Source organism: Williamsia sp., assembly GCF_036566845.1.
GTDB lineage: Bacteria > Actinomycetota > Actinomycetes > Mycobacteriales > Mycobacteriaceae > Williamsia.
Genome location: NZ_DATCVM010000056.1, coordinates 1 through 21,686 on the forward strand (window position 1 = coordinate 1; position 21,686 = coordinate 21,686).

Sequence of the window (21,686 nt, forward strand, 5' to 3'; positions counted from 1 at the left end):
CTGATGGCACCGGTCGGGAGGTAGGCGCGTCTCATGCGGTTCAGTGTCTCAGAATCCTGTTGATTCTCGCTAGACCCGTTGGCGACATTGGCAAGCGCTGACATTTGTTGACGACCGCACTTCCCCGCCCATAACGCTGAACCGGAACCGTTCTACTAGAAGCTTCTGTCCCGCGAGATCTACCCTAGACGGCAATCTCTGCCGCCTCGACAGATTCCTACCACCTGTGGCATAACGTCCGGAAAGCGGCGAAGCCCCACCGACTCTCCGTCCGGAGAGCTGCGGGGCTCACTTCCCTCGGCTACTGCCTCGGGCACTGCGGATCAGTCTACCGCGGTGCGGGGCATATTCAGCGATCTACGCGGGTGGCACAACCAGTCTGGTGGCCTCGGAATCGAAACCGTCGGCCACGAACAGCTCCGGAAGCTCATTGCCACTCAGGTCTTCATCCATCTCGAGTTTCGACTTCGCAACCCTGTGCGCTGCAGCGACTGACTGGCCGTTTGCGACTGCCGCGTAGAACCGACCCGCGTACGCGATAGCATCCGCGTCGAGCATTTCGTCAGTCATGCCGATGGCGAAGGCGATCACCTCCTCAACGAGTGCCTCGGCTTGCTCTGCCGAGTTGCAAGAGTTCAGCAGCACTAGGCTCGGCGGCCGGTCGACTGAACGAACAGCGTTTGCGAACGCTGTCGCGCTCACAACGGCCCCCTCGTGACACGCGTCCTCGTCTCGTTCAAATTCGATAAGGTCGTCGTCGCTATGCCCGGAGAAGTGAAGAACGTGCGGGCGGAACTCGGTAAGACCATCAAGCAGATCATCAATAGTCGCGGCCGTCCGAGCATCGATCTCTACACCATCGCGATGTTCGGCGGCTTGGACCATCTTCCTGATGATTTTCAACTCGCGTCCAACTCGGAGGTCGCCAAGCGACGACGCCCCTAGCCAGAGCACTCGTAGCTTCTCAGGCTGCGGCGGCCTTATGTCGCGAATTGCATGTTCAATCGCGGTCTCAGCCTGCGACAGGCGGGCATCCAGGTTGCGTTGATCTCGAACGGCTTCCTGCTGAGCCCGCTTCTCCTCCCGCTTTCGCTTGCTCTCCGCAGCTCGCGCCTCAGAGCGTTCCTCACGGACCAGGCGTTCCTGCGCGGAGCTCACCGCCTTGGCTGCCGTTGTGACCGACGAGTTCGCCCGGACCAAGTCACTGGCCGTCTTACCGGCTTCCTTTTCAAACCCGGTCGCCTGGCGCTCCTTCGACTTTCGCGTGGAATCCGAAGTTGCCTTGCGTGCACCCTCCCAAGCTTTGGCCGCCTTCGCTCGGGCCGTTGCTTCTTTGCTCTGCAAGTCGCGCACCTTCTTTTCGGCCTCAGCCAGCTTCTTGCGCTTCTGGTCGAGTTGTCTTCGGTAGCTCTCCGCGCTCATATTTGGACTCCATGATCTCCGGTCAGTGGGGTTCGAAGCTTAGCCGCGCGCCACCATTCAGCGGCGTCTCCTCCCTGCGAATCGTATGAACGAACGACCTCCGCCTACTTGCGTCCAGACCTCGACAGGATCTGTGCGCCCAGCACGCGGGTTCTGGGCCCCGACAACACCGTCCATAAGCTGAGTACGCAACAACAACAACAAATCACATGCAAAGATGTTCGCATGTCAGACCCCAGCGCGGCTGCGCCAGAAATAGCGTCACGGCCCACTCAAGTTTTCGTTGCTTCGCCAATAGGTTCACCCGGGACCGACGTCCATCGAGAGGCGCTCACAACTCTGGACTACATCATTCGGAAGGCCCTTGCACCGCCTACTTGGCACGTCCTTCGCGCCGACCTCGAGTCAAGTCCTGACTCGATAGGTCAAGGCGTCGTGCGGCGAATTATCGAATCTGACTTGATCGTAGTTGACCTGACAAATCACAATCCGAATGTTTTCTACGAGTTGGCGATCGCCCACTGTTACAGACGACCAGTCGTTCTGATCGCAACCGTGGGAACATCGATTCCCTTCGATGTCGCCGACCAACGAACGATCTTTTACGACCTTACAAGTCCAAAGTCGGTGTACGCCGCACAAGATCAACTTCTCGAAGCGGCCAAAGTCGCACTAGACAATCCAGAATTGCTTGTGACCCCGCTTACGAACATGCAGAGGCTTTCTGAGATAACGACCAAGATCGAATCTGGTGATTCCGATCAGCTCACGCGCGTCCTTGAGGATGTGGCGTCCCGGTTGTCTCGGATTGAGCGGCGCCTACCAGACCGCACAACTCCGCCGGAGATAGTCACCGGGTGGGTTAGCCGCGAGGGCGGGAGCGCCACCGTGCACGTCGGCGAGCCCATCCGCGCCAGGGCAACAACCCTCAGTGACGACACGGAGGTCCAGGAATTGCTGAAATCTCTCCGAAATGCAATCGGGGCCCCGAAGAACGACGAAAATGACGATACAGAGACCGATAAAGACTGAGTTCAAAGGGAACCACCTGCCTCCCGCTGACGTCTTACCCCCATGCGGTGGACCGAGGACGGCGTGGAGTATCTGGAGAACGAACCGCTCGCACCGTGGGAGGTCGCGATCATCGACCAGCTCCGGGCCCAGCACGCTGACGACGTTCAGTCCGGCCGGGCGACGTGATGGAAGCCGTCCGGATTGATCCTCGAGAACCATCGGGACGCGTGGGTGTAGATCACCGCATCGCATTTGACGCAAGTCCATGTCCGGCAAGGGGGTTCGTGAAGGTTGTCCCAGCCGACCAGGCACTGCCGCGGCCCCAGCGGGTGACCGTTCGGGCAGCGGGACGGTGGATTGCGATCGGAGAACAAGAGACCTCTTTCTGAGACTCAACCTCCGCACACTCAGACTACGACCACCGCCCGACAGAACAAGACCCTTCCCGATCAGACCCAACGGATGACGACCGTAGATCAGGTGTGCGACAGGCCTTACCTCACCCGCCCTGGCGAACCCTCGCCACGCAGTTCTGCAGTGCCGAACCGTACTCGTCCCCTGCGCTGATGTTCACGTCCAGGAGATCGCGGCCGTCCGGCAACACCGTGAACTCGTTCGCCGAGCTGGACAGCGCGTACACGACATCATCCTCGACCACCCACGTGTCCTGACTCGACTCTCGCTCCTCCCCGCGCATAATGTCGGCGCCGATGTAGACGAGGCCGCCGGGGGCCGATAGGGCCTGCAAGTTCGCGAGGCTGAGCGAAGAGTCGATCAGCATGGCCTCGATCATGCTGACGTACAACTCAGGTGGGACTTCACAAGGCAATTGCGACACCGTTTGGGTCGACCTTGCAGCGGGCGGCGGTGCCTGTGTCGTAGGTGCCAGCACTCGTGGCGTTATGGCAGTCGTGGTCGCGGCGGCCGGCTCGTCCTCTTCGCCGGGCTCAAACCCAGTGATCGCCGAGAACGTGATGTAGCCAGCTAACGCAACGACGACTGCGCCGGTCGCGATGAGCCAACCCTTGCGGCTCTTCTTGGGCGGTGGCGGCGCAACCTGAGAGGGACGTGTAGCACTCGTCCACTGTTGACCATCCCACCACCGCAACTGATCTGAGGCGCCTTCTGGATCTGGGTGCCATCCAGGTTGTGTGTCCGACATCAGCAGAATGCTAGAGGATCTGCCGCAGCTCGTCGCGGGGCCAGAAAATCATGTGGGCAAGATGTGGGCACGCCCTCAGATCCCCACCCACACAACAAAACACCCTCCCCCTGCAGTGCAGGTGAGAGGGTGTTTCTTGTTGTAGCCCCGACGGGATTCGAACCCGCGCTACCGCCTTGAGAGGGCGGCGTCCTAGGCCGCTAGACGACGGGGCCAGAACTGACACAGTTTTACTCTGTTGTCGCTGGGGTACCAGGACTCGAACCTAGAATGGCGGTACCAGACACCGCTGTGTTGCCAATTACACCATACCCCATTCGGTGCTCTCCCAGTCGCTTGTGGCTTCTGGAAAAGCGCCGTGAAAGAGATTATCAAACCCTGCGGCCTAACCTGTAATCGCCAGGTCAGAAGCCCTTTTTACGCGATTGTTGCACGCGCGGCGCGCAGCCGGGCCAGGCTCCGCTCGGCGCCGAGGAGCTCCAGCGACTCGAAGAGCGGCGGGCTGATGTGTGACCCGGTGACAGCCACCCGCACCGGACCGAACGCCTTGCGCGGCTTGAGCTCGAGTCGCTCCACCAACGCCTCCTTGAGGGCCGTTTCGATGGCCTCAGTCGTCCACTGAGGCAATGCCGACAGTGCTTCGATCGTCGCGTCGAGGACGGGCGCCGCATCGGCTCCGAGATTCTTGCGGGCGGCCGCTTCGTCGATGCTGAAATCGTCATCGGAGATGTAGAGGAACGCGATCAGGCCCCACGCGTCGCCGAGGACCTGGATACGCGTCTGGACCAGGTCGGCGACAACCGTCCACTGGTCTTCGTCGATCGGTTCGCTCAACTGGCCGCCGCGCACGAGATAATCCAGCAGCCGTCCGGCGAAGTCTTCCGGGGTGAGCCGGCGCAGGTGCTCGGCGTTGATCGAATCCGCTTTCTTCTGATCGAACCGAGCGGGATTCGAGTTCACCTTCGAGATGTCGAATGCCGCGATCATCTCGTCGAGCGTGAAGATGTCGTGGTCGTCGGCGATCCCCCACCCGAGTAGGGCCAAGTAGTTCAGCAGACCCTCGGGGATGAACCCGCGGTCGCGGTGGTGGAACAGGCTCGACTGCGGATCACGCTTCGAGAGCTTCTTGTTACCCTCCCCCATCACAAACGGCAGATGTCCGAATTTCGGTGTCTGGCTGGCGATTCCGACACGGATCAACGCTTCGTAGAGCGCGATCTGGCGCGGCGTCGACGACAGCAGGTCCTCGCCACGCAGGACGTGTGTGATCTCCATCAACGCATCGTCGACCGGATTCACCAAGGTGTACAACGGATCTCCGTTGCCACGCGTCAGTGCGAAGTCGGGGGTGGTCCCGGCCGGAATCGTCGTGGTGCCACGCACCAGGTCGTCCCACGTGAGGTCGCGATCGGGCATCTTCAGCCGGATCACGGCCGTCCGACCCTCGTCGCGGAAGGCCTGCTTCTGCTCGTCGGTCAGGTCGCGGTCGAAGTTGTCGTAGCCGAGTTTGGGGTCGCGGCCGGCCGCCTTGTGACGGGCCTCGACCTCCTCGGCGGTCGAGAAGGCCTCGTACGCCTCGCCGGCGTCCAGCAGTTTGGCGACCGCGTCGAGATGCAGCGGCTTGCGCTGCGACTGCCGGTACGGCTCGTGTGGGCCACCGACCTCCGGGCCCTCGTCCCAGTTCAGTCCGAGCCATCGCAGCGCGTCGAGGATGGCCGCGTACGACTCCTCGGAATCGCGGGCGGCATCGGTGTCTTCGATCCGGAAGACGAACGCGCCGCCGTTGTGTCGGGCGTAGGCGTAGTTGAACAACGCGGTACGCACCAACCCGACATGTGGCGTACCGGTCGGGGATGGACAAAAACGGACGCGGACCTGCGATTCACTCATGGGCCCAGATTACGCGGGGGTAACAGTGCCGCTGCCACCCCCGCACCTTCAGGCGCGCTGCTGCGTCAGGAACTCGATCAGCAGTGCGTTGACCTCTGCAGGCTGCTCGAGGTAGCCGTAGTGGCCGGCCTTGGCCACTTCTTCGTACCGCGCACCGGGGATCGCATCGGCGACCTCCCGAGCCAGATGCGGTGGCAACGAACGATCGTCGGCGAATCCGATCACCAGCGACGGCCTGGTGATCCTGGCGTATGCGGCCAGACGATCGGCCTCGCCGTCGTGCAGACCGAGCTGCGCGCGCATTCCCGGTGTCACCGTCTGTCCCGAGAACTCGATGACGTCGAGCCAGTCGCGCACCGAGGTGTCGTCGTCGAGGGTGTGGCGAGACAGATTGAGGTGGGCGGTGATTGCCGCGTGGTAGTGCGGCGGCAACGTGATCTTCTGGTCGTAGATCTGCCGCTCCCCCTCGGAGATCCACGTCTGCAGCGGCCCACTTCGTCCGTATGTCGCGATCATGACCGCACACCGGACGACATCGGGCCGGGCCAACGCGAGTTCCTGTGTCACCTTGGCGCCGAGCGAGGTTCCGATCACCACTGCCGGTCCGTCGCCGAGGAACTCGATGAGCGCGGCTGTGTCGGCGACCATGTCGGCGATCGTGAAGCCCTCGGAACATTCACTCGACGGGGCGATTCCGCGATTGTCGAACGTGACCACGCGATAGCCGGCCTTCACCAGCGCGGGCTGCTGATGGGCTTTCCAGACCCGGCCCGGACTGCCGCTGCCCATCACCATCACGACCAGAGGACCGGATCCAGAATCCTCGTAGCTGAGCGAAATCCCGTTGACCTGAGCTGTTTTCGGTGAAGGACGCATCGTCACCCCCGATCGGCGACCGGGTTGGTCAACGTACCGATGCCCTCGATGGTGACACTCACGGTGTCTCCGGCGGCCATCGGTCCGATGCCTTCGGGTGTGCCGGTGAGGATCACGTCACCGGGGAGCAGTGTCATCACGGCGCTGATCCATTCCACGATCTCGCCGACGTCGTGCAGCATCAGACTCGTCCGGCTGCGTTGCTTGACCTCGCCGCCCAACTCGGTGCGGATCTCGAGGTCGGCAGGATCGAGGTCGGTTTCGATCCACGGCCCGAGCGGGCAGAACGAGTCGTAGCCCTTGCCCCGGGTCCACTGGCCGTCGGCCTTCTGCTGGTCGCGGGCGGTGACGTCGTTGCCGATCGTGTAACCGAGGATCACGTCCTTTGCCTTTGCCGCCTTCACATCGCGACAGGGCTGCCCGATCACGATCGCGAGTTCACCCTCGAAGTCGACCCGGTTCGACGATTTCGGACGCAGGATCGGCGCCTGGGGACCGATGATCGAGGTATTCGGCTTGATGAAGATCACCGGATTCTCTGGCGCCTCCACAGCCCCACTGGTCGAGCTCCGCGTCGCTTCGTCTCCGGCCATCTCTTGGACGTGCGCCATGTAATTCTTGCCGATGCAGATGACCTTGCTGGCCAGGATCGGCGCCAGCAATCTGGTGTCCGCCAGCGGCCAGCTTCGGCCGGTGAAGGTGGGTGTCCCAAAGGGGTGTTCGGCGATTTCTCGTGCCGTGGCGGCATCGCCGTCGCCCTCGATACTGACAAAAGCAACCCCGTCAGGGCTGGCAATTCGACCTAGTCGCATGGTCGCCAGACTATCGCACCTGGCCTATCCCAACCGTCGGGAGTCGCGCTTGGCAGCATCACAGCTGATGTTTTACTATCTGGGCACAACGTTTCATATATTGAGATGTCATATCGCAGCAACACCTACCGAGGAGGTTCGGTAATGCCCACCGAAGCCCGCCGCTGGGCGATGCTCGCGGCCTCCCTGCTGTCCGCCATGGCAACCACCTGCGTGGTCAGCGGCGTCGCATTCCTCATCCCCGAACTGCACCGTTCCGAAGGAATGTCGTTGACCGAGGCGTCAACCCTGGCCGCCGCACCGACCTTCGGCCTGCTGCTGTCGACATACGCGTGGGGTATCGCACTCGACCGATTCGGCGAACGGCGAATCCTGTTGCTGTCGCTGACACTCACCATCGGCGCCATGACCCTGGCGAGCCTGGCCAATATGTGGGACGCTCCGACGTCGGTACTGGGCCTGGCGCTGCTGGCCGGCGGCGTCACCTCCGCGGCCACCAACGGGGCCGGCGGCCGGATCGTCGTCGGCTGGTTCCCACCCGAGAAGCGCGGCACCGCAATGGGTATCCGGCAGACGGCCCAGCCGCTGGGCATCGGTGTGAGCGCCCTGACCATCCCGGTCCTGTCCGAGAAGTTCGGTGTCGGTGCTGGTCTGGCGATCCCGCTGATCGTGACGGCCATCGCCACCGTGGTCGTCCTGGTCGTGGTGGCCGATCCCCCCAGGACGTCGTCGAGCGCCGCCACTGTCACGTCGTCGAATCCCTATCGCGGAAGCCAGTTCCTGCCACGTGTGCACGGTGTGAGCATTCTGCTGGCGGTTCCGCAGGGCATGCTCTGGACGTTCGTACCCGCCTGGCTGATCGTGCAGCACAACTGGTCCCCGCTCACGGCGGGAGTGCTGGTGACCGTCAGCCAGGTCATCGGCGCAGCCGGGCGTATCGGCGCCGGCCGCTGGTCGGATGTCTGGGGCTCGCGCACGAAGCCGATCCGGTTGATCTCGATGGGCGCCACCGCGTCGATGGGTCTGCTGGCCTTCACCGACTGGCTGGGCAGTCCCATCTCGGCCGTGATCATGGTGGTCGCAAGCGTGATCACGGTGGCCGACAACGGATTGGCGTTCACCGCCATCGCCGAGTTCTCCGGACCGGAATGGAGTGGCCGCGCCCTGGCCGTCCAGAACACCGGCCAGTATCTCTGGATGGCCGCGTCCACGCCGCTGTTCGGTATGGCCATCGGAGCCTTCGGCTATCCGGCCGCCTTCCTCATCGCCGCCGCTGCCCCGGCCGCGGCCATCGGCCTGGTCCCTCCCGACGAACAACGCAAGGCCTTGGTCACCACACCCACATAGCCACACCAACGAAATTCGCTCCGCTTCCCTGCGTGTGCTCCTGTTGCAACAGGAGCACACGCAGGTAGGCGGAGCGAATTTTGGGGGTCGGAGGGGCCGGCCCGGGATCAGCCCAGGGCTGCCCGGATCCGGTTCCCGATCTCCTTGGTGTCGACCGGGAGTTCTCCACGGCTCGCCAGGTCGGCGGCAACCGCCCTCGCGACCCGGTCGGCCTCGGCGTCGTGGCCCAGATGACGGAGCAGGAGTTCCACCGACAGGATCGCAGCCGTGGGATCGGCGATCCCCTGGCCGGCGATGTCGGGTGCACTTCCGTGGACCGGCTCGAACATCGACGGATTGGTACCGGTGGCGTCGATGTTGCCCGACGCCGCCAGGCCGATGCCGCCGCTGACCGCACCGGCGATGTCGGTGATGATGTCGCCGAACAGATTGTCGGTGACGATGACGTCGTATCGACCCGGGTTGGTCACCATGTAGATGGTCGCCGCATCGATGTGGTTGTAGTCGACGGTGACCTCGGGGAACTCCTCCGCGACCTCATCGACGGTGCGCTTCCACATCGAACCGGCAAACGTGAGGACGTTTGTCTTGTGGATCAGTGTCAGGTGCTTCCGACGAGCCTGCGCACGCTTGAAGGCGTCGCGGACGACACGTTCGATACCGAAACGCGTGTTGACGCTGACCTCGGTGGCGACCTCGTTGGGCGTTCCGACGCGGATCGCACCGCCGTTGCCGGTGTACGGGCCTTCCGTGCCCTCCCGGACCACCACGAAGTCGATCTCGGGGTTACCGGCCAGCGGCGAGGTGACACCCGGGAGCAACTTGCTCGGGCGCAGGTTCACGTGATGATCGAGCGCAAAGCGCATCTTCAGCAGCAACCCGCGCTCGAGGATGCCCGGGGTGACGGACGGATCGCCGATCGCACCGAGCAGGATCGCGTCGTGGCCGCGGATGGCGTCCAGATCCTCGTCGGTCAGGAGTTCACCGGTGCGGTGATACCGCTGGGCTCCGAGATCGAAATGCGTGGTCTCGACACCCGGCAGCACCTGCTCCAGAACGGCCAGCGCTTCACCGACGACCTCGGGACCGATCCCGTCTCCGGGAATCACTGCGAGCTTCATGACAGATCGACCTGCTTGATCAGGGTGGCGTCGACGGCCTCGCCGATGGCCGTCAGTACTGCCTCGGGAATCGACTGACTCACGCGCAGCAGGATCGTGGCGCCGGAACCTTCGGCGTCCTGCGACAGGCCGGCAGCCTGGATGTCGATGCCGGCATTGCCGAGCAGGGTGCCGATCTTACCCAGCGAACCGGGCTGATCTCCGTAGGAGACAACAAGATTCAGGCCCTCGGCACGCAGGTCGAAGTTGCGGCCGTTGATGTTGACGATCTTCTCGACCTCGGCCGGACCCGACAGCGTGCCACCGACATTGAGGACGGTGCCGTCGCCGAAGACCGCACGCAGGTCCACCAGGTTGCGGTGGTTCGGGCTCTCCGAAGCGGTGGTCACCTCGGAGGTGACACCGCGCTCGGCGGCCAGCGCGGGTGCGTTCACGAAGGTGACCGGATCCTCGATGACCGCGGAGAACAGACCACGCAGCGCGGACAGTCCGAGGACGTCGACGGTGCGGGCGGCGATCTCACCGCGGACGTCGACGTTGAGGTTGGCCGGGACCTGACCGGACAGGGCACCCACGAGGACGCCGAGTTTGCGGACGAGTTCGAGCCACGGCGCGACCTCGTCGTCCACCGCACCACCGGTGATGTTCACCGCGTCGGGGACGAAGTGGCCGGCCAGTGCCAGACGCACGCTCTTCGCGACGTCGGTACCGGCGCGATCCTGGGCCTCCGAGGTCGAGGCACCCAGGTGCGGTGTCACGACAACCTGCGGGAGCTCGAACAGCGGCGAGTCGGTGCACGGCTCGGTGGCGTAGACGTCGAGTCCGGCGCCGAAGACGTGGCCGGAATTGATCGCATCGGCCAGGGCCTGCTCGTCGATCAGACCACCGCGGGCGGCGTTGACGACGATGACACCCTTCTTCGTGCGGGCCAGCTGCTCGGCACCGATGAGACCGAGGGTCTCCGGGGTCTTGGGCAGGTGCACCGAGAACATGTCGGCGCGCTCGAGCAGTTCGTCGAGGGTCACCAGTTCGATCCCGAGCTGAGCGGCGCGAGCCGGGGACACGTAGGGGTCGTACGCGATGATGTGGGTCTCGAAGGCGGCCAGACGCTGCGCGAACAGCTGTCCGATCCGGCCGAGTCCGACCACACCGACGGTCTTACCGAAGATCTCGACGCCGTTGAACTTCGAACGCTTCCATTCGTGCTCACGCAACGTGGCGTCGGCGGCCGGGATCTGGCGGGCAGCGGACAGCAGCAGGCTGACCGCATGCTCGGCGGCGGTGTGGATGTTCGAGGTGGGCGCGTTGACGACCATCACGCCCCGCTCGGTGGCGGCCGGGACATCGACGTTGTCGAGTCCGACGCCGGCGCGGGCGATGATCTTCAGATTCGGTCCGGCGGCAAGTACCTCGGCATCGACCTGGGTGGCCGAACGCACGAGAATGGCGTCGGCATCCTTGACTGCCTCGAGCAACTTCGGGCGGTCGGGGCCATCGACCCAGCGCACCTCGACATCTTCGCCGAGTGCGGCAACCGTGGACTGTGCCAGTTTGTCGGCGATCAAGACGACTGGGCGGCCGGTGGGGCTCACAGTGATTTCTCCTGGGGTCGGGTAGCACCCGGCGCGTACCGGGAGCCGGCGAAAGGGGCATCTCCAGCGATCAGCTTAGTTGCCGCCCCCAGCGATCAGTTCCCGGGTATATCAGAGGAACCCGCGCGGACCTGCGCGAATCGGATCCGCGCGTCTTGTCGTCGGGGAAATGCCGCCTGTGAGATCGATTACGACTATGTTCCAGATAGGGCATTCCGACTTCGGGGGAGACATACCGGGATGCACCATGGCCGAAGATTGGGGATCTCATGCTGAGGAAATTGCTTGTCGCCTGCGTGGCGCTGGCATCTGTTGCACTGCTGGTGAGCGGCGGCGGTGCGGCAGTCGCGGCACCGGCGAAGGTGGCCTTGGGCGGTGGCTCCGGCATCCTGGTCCTCCAGGGCGGCAACAGTGCGGCGGCGTGCACGCTGACCACCATCGGCACCGACAACACCGGCACCCTTTACGGATTGACGGCCGGCCACTGCGGTGAAGGCGGGCAGCGGGTCGCGTCCGAGCAGTATCAGAATCGCGGTGTCCTGGGCCGGATCACGTTCTCCAACCACAAACTCGACTACGCGATCATCGAGTTCGACGCGTCGAAGGTCGCCGCCACCCGCAGGGTCGGCAACGTGACCATCCGGAGCGTGCAGACCACTCCCCCCGCATTCCCCGACATCGCCTGCAAAGAGGGTCGCACCACCGGCAACACCTGCGGTGTCACCTGGTTCGCGGACGGCATCGCACACATCAGCCAGATCTGTGTCCTCGAAGGCGACTCCGGCAGCCCCGTCGTCATCGGCGATCGCCTCATCGGCATGGTCAACGCCTATTACTACGTCGGATGCATCGGCCCCGAGACCGGCACCAACATCAAGCCGATCCTCGACGACCTACCCCGCCGCGGGGTTGTCGGATTCACAGTGCACTGACCCGCTCGTACCGCACGCGCAGCGCGCCGACCTCGGCTACGGTCGAAACACCTGTCGCGTCGGGGTGCCGAGAATCGAGCTGTGAGTGAACCGATCACGTATCCGCCTGCACCGCTGCACCGTCGGCAGGATCCTGGTGATCGTGGCTGCGGTCGGGATGCTGATGCTCACCGCCGTCACATCTCCGGCGTCTGCGGCTCCCGGCAAGGCCCCGCTGGGCGGCGGCTCCGGCATCGCGATCCTGCAGACCGACGGTTCCGCCGCGATCTGCACCCTCACCACCATCGGTTTCGACCAGCGCGGTGGACTCATCGGCCTCACTGCCGGCCACTGCGGCGACGCCGGGGCGAGGGTGCTGTCGGAACTGTGGCCGCTTCGCGGATCGGTGGGTGTCATCGAACAGGTCAACGCCGACCTCGACTACGCACTGATCCGGTTCGACCCTTCCGCGGTGCGCCCGCTGCGTACGGTCGGCGCGGTCACGATCCGATCCGTGCAGGTCACTCCCCCGCAGTTTCCCGACATCGCTTGCAAGGACGGCCGGACCTCCGGCCACACGTGCGGGATCGTCTGGATCTCGGGCCATGAGGTGCACATCACCCAGATGTGCGTCATCGAAGGTGATTCCGGCAGCCCGGTGGTGATCGGCGATCGCCTCATCGGCATGGTCAACGCCTACTTCGAAGTCGCGTGTCTGGGCCCGGAGAAGGGCACCAACATCGGTCCGGTGATGCGCGATCTCCAGCACCGGGGCGTCACCGGCTATCGCCTGGTCTGACCTCCGACCGCAAAAAGGCCCCGAACCAGTGGTCCGGGGCCTTTCATGAACTCGCTTGAGTATCAGGCGGTTTCGGTGATGGGGCGATCAACCCAGCTCATCAGGTCGCGCAGCTTCTGGCCGGTGACCTCGATCGGGTGCTCGGCGTTCTGCTTGCGCAGGCCCTCGAGCTCCTTGTTGCCTCCCTCGACGTTGGCAACCAGGCGCTTGACGAAAGTGCCGTCCTGGATGTCCTTGAGGATGCCGCGCATGCGTTCCTTGGTGCCGTCGTCGATGACCCGCGGGCCCGAGATGTAGCCACCGAACTCCGCGGTGTCGGACACCGAGTAGTTCATGCGGGCGATGCCACCCTCGTACATGAGGTCGACGATGAGCTTGAGCTCGTGCAGTACCTCGAAGTACGCCATCTCCGGTGCGTAACCGGCCTCGACCATGACCTCGAAGCCGATCTTGACGAGCTCTTCGGTGCCGCCGCAGAGCACGGCCTGCTCACCGAAGAGGTCGGTCTCGGTCTCTTCTTTGAACGTGGTCTTGATGACGCCCGCGCGGGTGCCGCCGATGCCCTTGGCGTACGACAGGGCCAGAGCCTGTCCCTCGCCCTTGGGGTCCTGATCGATCGCGATGAGCGCGGGGACACCCTTGCCGTCGACGAACTGACGACGCACGAGGTGGCCGGGGCCCTTCGGGGCAACCATGCCGACGGTGACGAACTCCGGTGCCTTGATCAGGTCGAAGTCAATGTTCAGGCCGTGGCCGAAGAACAGCGCGTCGCCGTCCTTGAGGCCCGGCTCGATGTCATTGGTGAAGATGCTTGCCTGAGCGGTATCCGGTGCGAGCACCATGATGACGTCAGCCCATTCCGAAACCTCGGCCGGCGTACCGACGGCGAGGCCGGCTTCCTCAGCCTTGGCGCGAGACTTCGAGCCTTCTTTGAGGCCGATGCGGACCTCGACGCCCGAGTCGCGCAGGCTCAGCGAGTGCGCGTGACCCTGGCTGCCGTATCCGATGACCGCAACCTTGCGGCCCTGGATGATCGACAGGTCGGCATCGTCGTCGTAGAACATCTCGACTGCCACTTGACTTCCCTTCTTTGGTGAATCTCCCGGCCCTATTTGGCCAGGGATCAGTTCTGTTTTGCCTTGATTGTGTCAGCGAGCCGATTGTGTCAGCGAGCCGCGGACATGCTCTTGGGGCCACGGCCCAGGGCGACGATGCCGGATTGGGCGATCTCCCTGATGCCGTACGGATCGAGCATCTTGAGCAGCGCGTCGAGCTTGTCCTGCGTACCCGTCGCCTCCACGGTGATCGAGTCGGGTGAGACGTCGATGACCTTGGCGCGGAACAGGTTCACCACTTCGATGACCTCTCCGCGCGCGGATGCGTCGGCGCGCACCTTGACCATCAGGAGCTCGCGGGCCACCGAGGTCTCGGGGTCCTGCTCCACGATCTTGATGACGTTGATCAGCTTGTTGAGCTGCTTCGTCACCTGTTCGAGGGGGAAGTCCTCCACGGAAACCATGATGGTCATCCGCGAGATGCCCTTGAGTTCAGTGGCACCGACGGCCAGCGACTCGATATTGAATCCACGACGGGAGAACAGCGAGGCCACCCGGGCGAGAACGCCGGGACGGTCTTCGACAAGCACACTGAGTGTGTGGTGGGTGGTCACTTCTGCTCGCCCTTCTCGACGCTGCGGGTCATCGCCTGATGGATCTCATCGGGATGGGTGGACGCGGCCTCGTCGTCGTCGAACAGTGGACGAATGCCCCGGGCCGCCATGATCTGGTCGTTGCCGGTGCCGGCAGCGACCATCGGCCACACCTGCGCGTCCGCGCCGACGATGAAGTCGATGACAACCGGACGGTCGTTGATCGCGCGGGCCTCCGCCAGCACGGCGTCGACATCCTCCTCGCGCTCACACCGGAGTCCGACACAACCGAGGGCGTCCGCCAGTTTGACGAAGTCCGGGATGCGCTGCGACGGGTCGGCGTTGTGCGTCGACAGATTGGTGTTGGAGTACCGCTCGTCGTAGAACAGTGTCTGCCACTGCCGGACCATGCCCAGGTTGCCGTTGTTGATCACGGCCACTTTGATGGGGATGCCCTCGATGGCACACGTCGCCAGTTCCTGATTGGTCATCTGGAAGCAGCCGTCGCCGTCGATGGCCCACACCTCGGAATCGGGCATGCCCTGCTTGGCACCCATGGCCGCCGGCACCGCGTAGCCCATCGTGCCCAGACCACCCGAGTTCAGCCAGGTGCGCGGATTCTCGTACGAGATGAACTGCGCGGCCCACATCTGGTGCTGACCGACTCCGGCGCAGTAGATCGCGTCGGGTCCGGCGGTCTTGCCGATCGCCGAGATCACGAACTCGGGAGACATCGCGCCGTCAGAGGGGCGGTCATAGCTCAGCGGGTACGTGCGGCGAACGCCGTCGAGGTACGACCACCAGGTGCTCAGGTCGGGAGCATCGGTGGTGGTGGCACGCTCGTCGCGCACCGCCTCGATCAGTTCGGCGATGACCGCCTTGCAGTCGCCCACGATGGGAACGTCCGCGTGACGGTTCTTGCCGATCTCGGCCGGATCGATGTCCGCGTGGATCACCTTGGCGTCCGGTGCAAACGAATCGAGCATGCCGGTGACCCGGTCATCGAAGCGAGCGCCGAGGGTGATCAGCAGATCGCTGCGCTGCAACCCGGCAACCGCCGCGACGGTGCCGTGCATTCCGGGCATTCCCAGGTGTTGCTTGTGGCTGTCTGGGAATGCGCCGCGGGCCATGAGGGTGGTGACCACGGGAACGCCGGTCAGTTCTGCGAGTTCGAGCAGTTCGGCAGATGCGTTGGCCTTGATGACACCGCCGCCGACGTACAGCACCGGCGCCGAGGCCGCTGCGATCATCCGCGCGGCCTCACGAACCTGCTTGCCGTGGGGCTTGGTCACCGGCCGGTAGCCGGGCAGGTCGATCTGCGGCGGCCACGAGAACGTGGTCTGGGCCTGCAGGATGTCCTTGGGGATGTCGACGAGGACGGCGCCCGGACGGCCGCTTTCGGCGATGTAAAAGGCCTCGGCCATCACCTTGGCGATCTCGGCACCATTGCTGACCAGGAAGTTGTGCTTCGTGATCGGCATGGTGATGCCGGAGATGTCGGCTTCCTGGAAGGCGTCGGTACCGATCAGCGCGCGGCCGACCTGTCCGGTGATCGCAACCACCGGAACCGAATCCATCTGTGCGTCTGCCAGCGGGGTCACCAGGTTGGTGGCGCCGGGACCCGAGGTGGCGATGCAGACACCGACGCGGCCGGTGGCCTGCGCGTAACCGGTGGCGGCGTGACCTGCGCCCTGCTCGTGGCGGACGAGGATGTGGCGGACCTGCTTCGAGTCGAAAAGCGGGTCATAGACGGGGAGGACGGCGCCACCGGGAATGCCGAAGACCGACGTGACGCCGAGTTCTTCGAGCGAGCGCACTACTGCCTGCGCCCCACTGACACGCTCGGGCGCGACCGTGCGTCGCTGCTGCGGCGCCGGTACGGCCTGGGCGCCAATGCCCGTATTGCGCGATCCCGTTCCGCGGGGGCCTGGCCCCGGCTGGGTGCGTGCTGTTGGTGCGCTCACTGCACCTTCCCTCTACTCGGACGCGCGACCCGAAGATGGCCGCTGGCGTCGGTGGACAACAAAAAACCCCCGACAGCGGTGCTGTGCGAGGGTGGCGCGTCGATGCTTTGTGAGTACTTCGAGTACCCGGTCAGGCGAAGACGCGCCGGCCGAGTACGAGAATCTGTTTTTGCATCACAGTTAACGAGGCTAGAACTGTGGGTTCACAGAGTCAAACCCGTCCCCTGCCGATCCCACATCATGGGATCAGACACCTAATCCGCAGGCCAGGAGCGCCTGACGACCGGACTGTCACAGGCCGCTGCCGCGGGATGGAAGAATATAGGCGTGTCTGAGCCAGTAGCAATCGAGTTGCCCGCGGAATTCCGCATCCACCCCATCTCTTATTTTGCCGTCTTCATGATGGCGGTTTCCGCACTCGTGCTCGCCGGGGTTTCGCTGCCCTACCTGGGCTGGACGCTCGCGGTCCCGGTTGTCGTCGCCCTGTGGGTACACCGCTTGCGCACCATCGTCACCGAGGACGGGCTGACCACGCAGACCTTGCGCGGGCGGCGCAGCGCCACCTGGGACCAGATCGTCGGACTCCGGTTCCCGCGCTGGGGAGCGGTGCGGGCGGTCCTGCAGGACGACTCGACACTGACGCTTCCCACGATCAGCTTCCGGGATCTCCCGCGCCTGTCGGCGGCAAGCCGCGGACGGATCCCCGACCCGTACGCAGCCCAGGACGCGGCCGCCGCGAGCAACTCGGACGAAAAGACCTCCTGACCACCGTTTTGAAACAGCGCCACGCAGCGGAGTAGCGTGAGCCGCGCAACTCTCCGTACCGCAGCCCCGGTCGGAGCTGGTCGATGAGTCGAGGAACCAATAGTCATGCCGCAGTTGAGGTCACGAACCACCACCATCGGACGCAACGCCTCGGGCGCACGCTCACTCTGGCGCGCGACCGGCATGACAGATGACGATTTCGGTAAACCGATTGTCGCCATTGCCAATTCGTATACGCAGTTCGTTCCCGGCCACGTCCACCTGAAAGATGTCGGCGAGATCGTCGCCGACGCCGTCCGGGCTGCCGGTGGCGTCCCCCGCGAGTTCCACACCATCGCCGTCGACGACGGGATCGCGATGGGTCACGACGGCATGCTCTACTCCCTGCCGAGTCGCGAGATCATCGCCGACTCCGTCGAATACATGGTCAACGCCCACACCGCGGACGCACTGGTCTGTATCTCAAACTGCGACAAGATCACTCCGGGGATGCTCAACGCCGCGATGCGCCTGAACATCCCGACCGTGTTCGTCTCCGGCGGTCCGATGGAGGCCGGCAAGGCCGTGGTCGTCGGCGACACCGTTCACCCGTCGTCGGATCTGATCACCTCGATCTCCGCCTCCGCCAACGACTCCGTCGACGAGGACGCACTGCGTGAGGTCGAACTCGCCGCGTGCCCGACCTGCGGATCCTGCTCGGGCATGTTCACCGCCAACTCGATGAACTGCCTCACCGAAGCCCTGGGTCTGGCGCTGCCAGGCAACGGCTCGACCCTGGCCACCCACGAGTCCCGGCGCGCGCTGTTCACCCGTGCCGGCACCGTCATCGTCGAGGCCGCCAAGCGGTACTACCACGAGGAAGACGAGTCGGTGCTGCCGCGAAATGTGGCCACCCCCACCGCATTCCGCAACGCGATGGCCCTCGACGTCGCCATGGGCGGCTCCACCAACACCGTGCTGCATGTGCTGGCCGCCGCGCAGGAAGGTGAGGTCGACGACTTCGATCTCGGTGTCATCGACGACATCAGCCGCAAGGTTCCCTGCCTGTCGAAGGTCTCGCCCAACTCCGATTACCACATGGAGGACGTGCACCGGGCCGGCGGAATCGCGGCGATCCTGGGCGAGCTGCGTCGCGCCGGACTCATCGACGACACCGCGAGCACGGTGCACTCCCCGACCATCGGCAGCTTCCTCGACGACTGGGACATCCGCGGCGGCAAGGCCATCGACGAAGCCTTCGAACTGTTCCACGCCGCCCCCGGTGGCGTCCGCACCACCACACCGTTCTCGACGTCCAACCGGTGGAGCTCACTCGACATCGATGCCGCCGGCGGCTGCATCCGCGACCTCGCACACGCCTACACCGTCGAGGGTGGTCTCTGCGTTCTCAAGGGCAACCTCGCCGAGGACGGCGCCGTGCTGAAGACCGCCGGGATCGACGAAGATCTCTGGCACTTCCAGGGTCCGGCACGCGTTGTCGAGTCCCAGGAAGCAGCTGTGCAAGCCATCCTCAGCAAGACCATCCAGGCCGGTGAGGTTCTGGTGGTCCGCTACGAAGGGCCCGCCGGTGGCCCCGGAATGCAGGAGATGCTCCATCCGACGGCCTTCATGAAGGGCACCGGCATGGGCAAGAAGTGCGCCTTGATCACCGATGGCCGGTTCTCCGGTGGTTCGTCGGGTCTGTCGATCGGGCACATCTCACCCGAGGCGGCATCTGGTGGTGTGATCGGTCTGGTCGAAGACGGTGATCAGATCCTCATCGACGTCAAGACCCGCAAACTCGAGGTCCTCGTCGACGACGAGACCCTCGCCACCCGCCGCGCGAAGATCGAGGCCTCCGAGCGTCCGTGGCAGCCGCGTGAGATCCGCGAACGCCGCGTCACCACCGCGCTGCGCGCCTACGCCAAACTCGCCACCTCGGCCGACAAGGGCGCGGTCCGCAAGGTCGACTGACGACCGCTCGTACAAACGCTCCGGATATGCGAAGACGCTCCACATGCATGTGGAGCGTCTTCGCATATCCGGAGCGTTTGCGTGTCAGGGCGCGGGATTGCCCGGTGATTCGAAGGGGTTGGTCCCGTTGAACAGGAACCAGATGGTGATGGGCACAGCGATACCGATCACCAGCCAGATCACCGAACCGATGTAGGGGCGGGTGGCCCAGCCCCGACCGAAGTCGAGGGAGATGCGGCCCGGTCCGGTCAGGATGATCACCGCAGCAGCCAATGCCAGGAACAGCTCGAACTCGATGCCACCGCCCGTGTAGTCCGGGTCGGAGGCGAAGAACCACACGCCGCCGGCCAGGGTCGCCTTGTAGGCCGATGCCACGAACATCACGCCGAGCACGGCGGAACCTGCTACTGGCGTCAGCAGACCGACCACCAGCATCAGTCCACCGATGGTCTCCGAGAGCGCGCCGAGTACCGCCAGCGGTTTGGCGGCGTCCGAGTTGAAGCCGATCGAGGTGTCGGATGCGTTGACCAGATAGTCCTCGAAGCCGGACAGGCGCGGACCGTTCCACCATCCGAACAGCTTCTGACTGCCGTGCGCCATCGCGATCAGACCGACGCCCAGCCGCAGCAGCAGCAGCCCTAGGTCGAGTGTGCCGCGACGGGCCGGGACCTCGGTCACCAAGGGGTTCACCGGTTCTGGTTCGGCGGGACCTCGCGCCGCGAAATCGTCGTCGTCGTCGTAGCGCGGCTGCGGGCCGTACTCGCGGTGGAAGTCGTCACGATCGACGGCACCGACCGGGATTCGCGTGGTCGAGTTCGACGGCGGTGCGTCGGCCGCGGGAGTCGTCGTCACCGGAGTCGTCGTCACCACGTCGGTGTCCTGATCGGCCATCTCGGCCGGGACGGGATCGGGCGACTGGCGCTTCCGCATGGTCGGTATCTGTTCGGTTTCCTCGAGCTCGGCCTCGTTGTCGGCGAAGCCGCCGCCGTCATCCGAGAGGCCGCGAGCTCTGTACGGCGCGTAGCCGTGCTCGCCGGTATCGCCCTCCTGTGCCCTGCGCGGGTCATGCGCCCGCGTCAAAGGCAACTCGATCTGTTCGGTGGGCTCGTCGTATGGGCTCGACCCTTGGCCGTCGGGATCTCGTTCCTTCACACAAGAGACCATAGAGGTTGTGTCGCGGTCGGTCGTGTTCACCGCGCCCCGCAGGTCCACCAGTTCGGCGTCAGCCGGTTCGGGCACAGTCAGTAGGGTGGACGCCATGACATTGCGCCACCGGCCTGCGCTTGCCCGCCTCGTGGTTTCGCTGGTGGCGGCGGCCCTGATGGTGACCGGCTGCAGCGATGGTTTTGCCGAGCAGGATCGCAACCGGGAGGCCGGCGACTTCTCGGCGAATCAGAACCCGCCGATGCAGCAGCCCACCGAAACCCAGCCCAGCGTTCCGCCGACCGACCCCGGCAGCGACCCCGGTCCGTGTCCCGATCCTGATCCGGCGGTCATCGCGACCTGCCTCGACGCCACCAGCGGTCTCCTCGCCGCCAGCGCCGACGCCACCTCGACCGTGGTCGCGCAGCGCGTGACCGGCAAGATCGTGCGGACCAAACGCGGCGGCCCGACGGTGGAGATCGCCTCGCTCGACGTCGATGCCTCCGGTGACGGTGGCCTGCTCGACTTCGCGCCGTCCCCGGATTACGCACAGGATCAGCTGGTCTACGCCTACATCACCACCCCGACCGACAATCGCGTCGTCCGGATCGCCGAGGGTGACCTCCCGAAGCCGATCCTGGTCGGCATTCCCAAGGGCGACACCGGCAACATGGGCACGATCTACTTCAAGAGCCCCACCGAACTGCTGGTCGCCACGGGCGACGCCGGTGATCCGCAGGCCGCCGCGAACCCCGATTCGCTTGCCGGAAAGCTGCTCTCGGTGACAGACCTGTCGTCGGGCAGCACCACCCCACCCCGGGTGCTCACCTCGGGGCTCGGCTCCGACCCCGCGCTGTGCCCGGATGTGACCACCGGAGCGCTGTATCTGACCGATCGTGCACCGGCGGAGGACCGTCTGCAGATCATCAGCCCCACCGGCGTGGGCCGCACACTCTGGACCTGGCCGGACAAGCCCGAGACCGCCGGCTGCGCAGCCGTCGGCGGGATGATCGTGGTCTCACAGACCCGGACCCAGACATTGCAGTACCTGAATGCGCCCACCGAGGAGAAACCCGGCATCGATGCGCCGACCACCTTCCTGGAGAGGAAATACGGTTCCCTCGGCCGCCTCACCGCCGTGCCTGCCGGACTGCTCCAGGTCGGGACCGTGAACAAGCAGACCGGAACCGCCGGTCCGACGGATGACCGCGTGGTCATCGTGCCGCTGCCCGCGGGCGCCGCAGACACCAACATGTGAGCCGGCCCG

19 protein-coding genes, 2 tRNA genes and 1 pseudogene are annotated in these 21,686 nt (G+C 64.8%); 8 read left to right on the forward strand and 14 right to left on the reverse strand.

Annotation, left to right across the window (positions count from 1 at the left end; genetic code table 11):
• Positions 1 to 357 precede the first annotated feature (357 nt).
• On the reverse strand, positions 358 to 1,422 hold the full coding sequence (locus VIQ49_RS04920) for a hypothetical protein (protein WP_331881483.1): 1,065 nt from the start codon (positions 1,420 to 1,422) through the stop codon (positions 358 to 360).
• Between the two features lie 225 nt (positions 1,423 to 1,647).
• Here VIQ49_RS04920 and VIQ49_RS04925 point away from each other — a divergent pair, with 225 nt between their 5' ends.
• Both VIQ49_RS04925 and VIQ49_RS04930 read left to right on the forward strand, forming a co-directional pair.
• Entirely contained in the window at positions 1,648 to 2,454 is an 807-nt protein-coding gene (locus VIQ49_RS04925) for a hypothetical protein (protein WP_331881486.1), read from the forward strand.
• A gap of 42 nt (positions 2,455 to 2,496) precedes the next feature.
• The gene (locus VIQ49_RS04930) at positions 2,497 to 2,622 is read left to right on the forward strand and encodes a hypothetical protein (protein WP_331881489.1); all 126 of its coding nucleotides are present in this window, start codon (positions 2,497 to 2,499) and stop codon (positions 2,620 to 2,622) included.
• A 313-nt stretch (positions 2,623 to 2,935) separates the two neighbouring features.
• Here the strand turns inward: VIQ49_RS04930 and VIQ49_RS04935 are convergent, their stop codons facing one another.
• From VIQ49_RS04935 to VIQ49_RS04960, 7 genes and pseudogenes are all read right to left on the reverse strand, one after another.
• Positions 2,936 to 3,217, reverse strand: coding sequence for a hypothetical protein (locus tag VIQ49_RS04935; RefSeq protein ID WP_331881492.1), 282 nt, complete (start codon positions 3,215 to 3,217; stop codon positions 2,936 to 2,938).
• A gap of 276 nt (positions 3,218 to 3,493) precedes the next feature.
• Positions 3,494 to 3,598, reverse strand: a pseudogene (locus tag VIQ49_RS28880) (DUF2510 domain-containing protein); the annotation flags it as partial.
• A gap of 142 nt (positions 3,599 to 3,740) precedes the next feature.
• Positions 3,741 to 3,813: transfer RNA gene (locus VIQ49_RS04940), tRNA-Glu, on the reverse strand.
• A gap of 29 nt (positions 3,814 to 3,842) precedes the next feature.
• A tRNA-Gln gene (locus VIQ49_RS04945) sits at positions 3,843 to 3,914 on the reverse strand.
• Positions 3,915 to 4,015: 101 nt separating this feature from the next.
• Positions 4,016 to 5,488: a glutamate--tRNA ligase gene (gene gltX / locus VIQ49_RS04950; protein ID WP_331881495.1), complete on the reverse strand. Its 1,473-nt coding sequence runs from the start codon at positions 5,486 to 5,488 to the stop codon at positions 4,016 to 4,018.
• Between the two features lie 48 nt (positions 5,489 to 5,536).
• Complete coding sequence (locus VIQ49_RS04955) at positions 5,537 to 6,364, reverse strand: alpha/beta hydrolase (protein WP_331881497.1); 828 nt, start codon at positions 6,362 to 6,364, stop codon at positions 5,537 to 5,539.
• 2 nt (positions 6,365 to 6,366) lie between these two features.
• The gene (locus tag VIQ49_RS04960) at positions 6,367 to 7,176 is read right to left on the reverse strand and encodes a fumarylacetoacetate hydrolase family protein (protein WP_331881499.1); all 810 of its coding nucleotides are present in this window, start codon (positions 7,174 to 7,176) and stop codon (positions 6,367 to 6,369) included.
• 144 nt (positions 7,177 to 7,320) lie between these two features.
• Here VIQ49_RS04960 and VIQ49_RS04965 point away from each other — a divergent pair, with 144 nt between their 5' ends.
• Positions 7,321 to 8,523, forward strand: a complete 1,203-nt coding sequence (locus VIQ49_RS04965; RefSeq protein WP_331881501.1) for an MFS transporter — start codon at positions 7,321 to 7,323, stop codon at positions 8,521 to 8,523.
• 107 nt (positions 8,524 to 8,630) lie between these two features.
• Here the strand turns inward: VIQ49_RS04965 and VIQ49_RS04970 are convergent, their stop codons facing one another.
• On the reverse strand, positions 8,631 to 9,644 hold the full coding sequence (locus VIQ49_RS04970; protein ID WP_331881504.1) for a 3-isopropylmalate dehydrogenase: 1,014 nt from the start codon (positions 9,642 to 9,644) through the stop codon (positions 8,631 to 8,633).
• The gene (gene serA / locus VIQ49_RS04975) at positions 9,641 to 11,236 is read right to left on the reverse strand and encodes a phosphoglycerate dehydrogenase (RefSeq protein ID WP_331881506.1); all 1,596 of its coding nucleotides are present in this window, start codon (positions 11,234 to 11,236) and stop codon (positions 9,641 to 9,643) included. The genes VIQ49_RS04970 and serA overlap by 4 nt, the downstream gene beginning before the upstream one ends.
• Before the next feature lie 269 nt (positions 11,237 to 11,505).
• Here serA and VIQ49_RS04980 point away from each other — a divergent pair, with 269 nt between their 5' ends.
• Together VIQ49_RS04980 and VIQ49_RS04985 are read left to right on the forward strand one after the other, a co-directional pair.
• Positions 11,506 to 12,168: a serine protease gene (locus tag VIQ49_RS04980; protein ID WP_331881508.1), complete on the forward strand. Its 663-nt coding sequence runs from the start codon at positions 11,506 to 11,508 to the stop codon at positions 12,166 to 12,168.
• Between the two features lie 85 nt (positions 12,169 to 12,253).
• Positions 12,254 to 12,946 carry a serine protease gene (locus VIQ49_RS04985; RefSeq protein WP_331881511.1) on the forward strand — a complete coding sequence of 231 codons (693 nt, stop codon included), beginning with the start codon at positions 12,254 to 12,256 and terminating at the stop codon, positions 12,944 to 12,946.
• Between the two features lie 62 nt (positions 12,947 to 13,008).
• On the opposite strand, the gene ilvC is transcribed toward VIQ49_RS04985, so the two are convergent.
• From ilvC to VIQ49_RS05000, 3 genes are all read right to left on the reverse strand, one after another.
• Positions 13,009 to 14,010, reverse strand: coding sequence for a ketol-acid reductoisomerase (ilvC, locus tag VIQ49_RS04990; protein ID WP_331881565.1), 1,002 nt, complete (start codon positions 14,008 to 14,010; stop codon positions 13,009 to 13,011).
• 101 nt (positions 14,011 to 14,111) lie between these two features.
• A complete protein-coding gene (gene ilvN, locus VIQ49_RS04995) occupies positions 14,112 to 14,615 on the reverse strand; it encodes an acetolactate synthase small subunit (RefSeq protein ID WP_331881513.1) in 504 nt (167 codons plus the stop codon).
• Positions 14,612 to 16,558 carry an acetolactate synthase large subunit gene (locus VIQ49_RS05000; protein WP_331881515.1) on the reverse strand — a complete coding sequence of 649 codons (1,947 nt, stop codon included), beginning with the start codon at positions 16,556 to 16,558 and terminating at the stop codon, positions 14,612 to 14,614. Before VIQ49_RS05000 ends, ilvN begins: the two co-directional genes overlap by 4 nt.
• A 327-nt stretch (positions 16,559 to 16,885) precedes the next feature.
• On the opposite strand from VIQ49_RS05000, the gene VIQ49_RS05005 reads away from it, so the two are divergent.
• Complete coding sequence (locus VIQ49_RS05005; protein ID WP_331881518.1) at positions 16,886 to 17,323, forward strand: PH domain-containing protein; 438 nt, start codon at positions 16,886 to 16,888, stop codon at positions 17,321 to 17,323.
• A gap of 105 nt (positions 17,324 to 17,428) precedes the next feature.
• Positions 17,429 to 19,276 carry a dihydroxy-acid dehydratase gene (gene ilvD / locus VIQ49_RS05010; RefSeq protein WP_331881521.1) on the forward strand — a complete coding sequence of 616 codons (1,848 nt, stop codon included), beginning with the start codon at positions 17,429 to 17,431 and terminating at the stop codon, positions 19,274 to 19,276.
• 84 nt (positions 19,277 to 19,360) lie between these two features.
• Here the strand turns inward: ilvD and VIQ49_RS05015 are convergent, their stop codons facing one another.
• Positions 19,361 to 20,515: a DoxX family protein gene (locus VIQ49_RS05015; protein ID WP_331881524.1), complete on the reverse strand. Its 1,155-nt coding sequence runs from the start codon at positions 20,513 to 20,515 to the stop codon at positions 19,361 to 19,363.
• A gap of 19 nt (positions 20,516 to 20,534) precedes the next feature.
• On the opposite strand from VIQ49_RS05015, the gene VIQ49_RS05020 reads away from it, so the two are divergent.
• Entirely contained in the window at positions 20,535 to 21,677 is a 1,143-nt protein-coding gene (locus VIQ49_RS05020) for a PQQ-dependent sugar dehydrogenase (RefSeq protein WP_331881527.1), read from the forward strand.
• Positions 21,678 to 21,686: the final 9 nt, after the last annotated feature.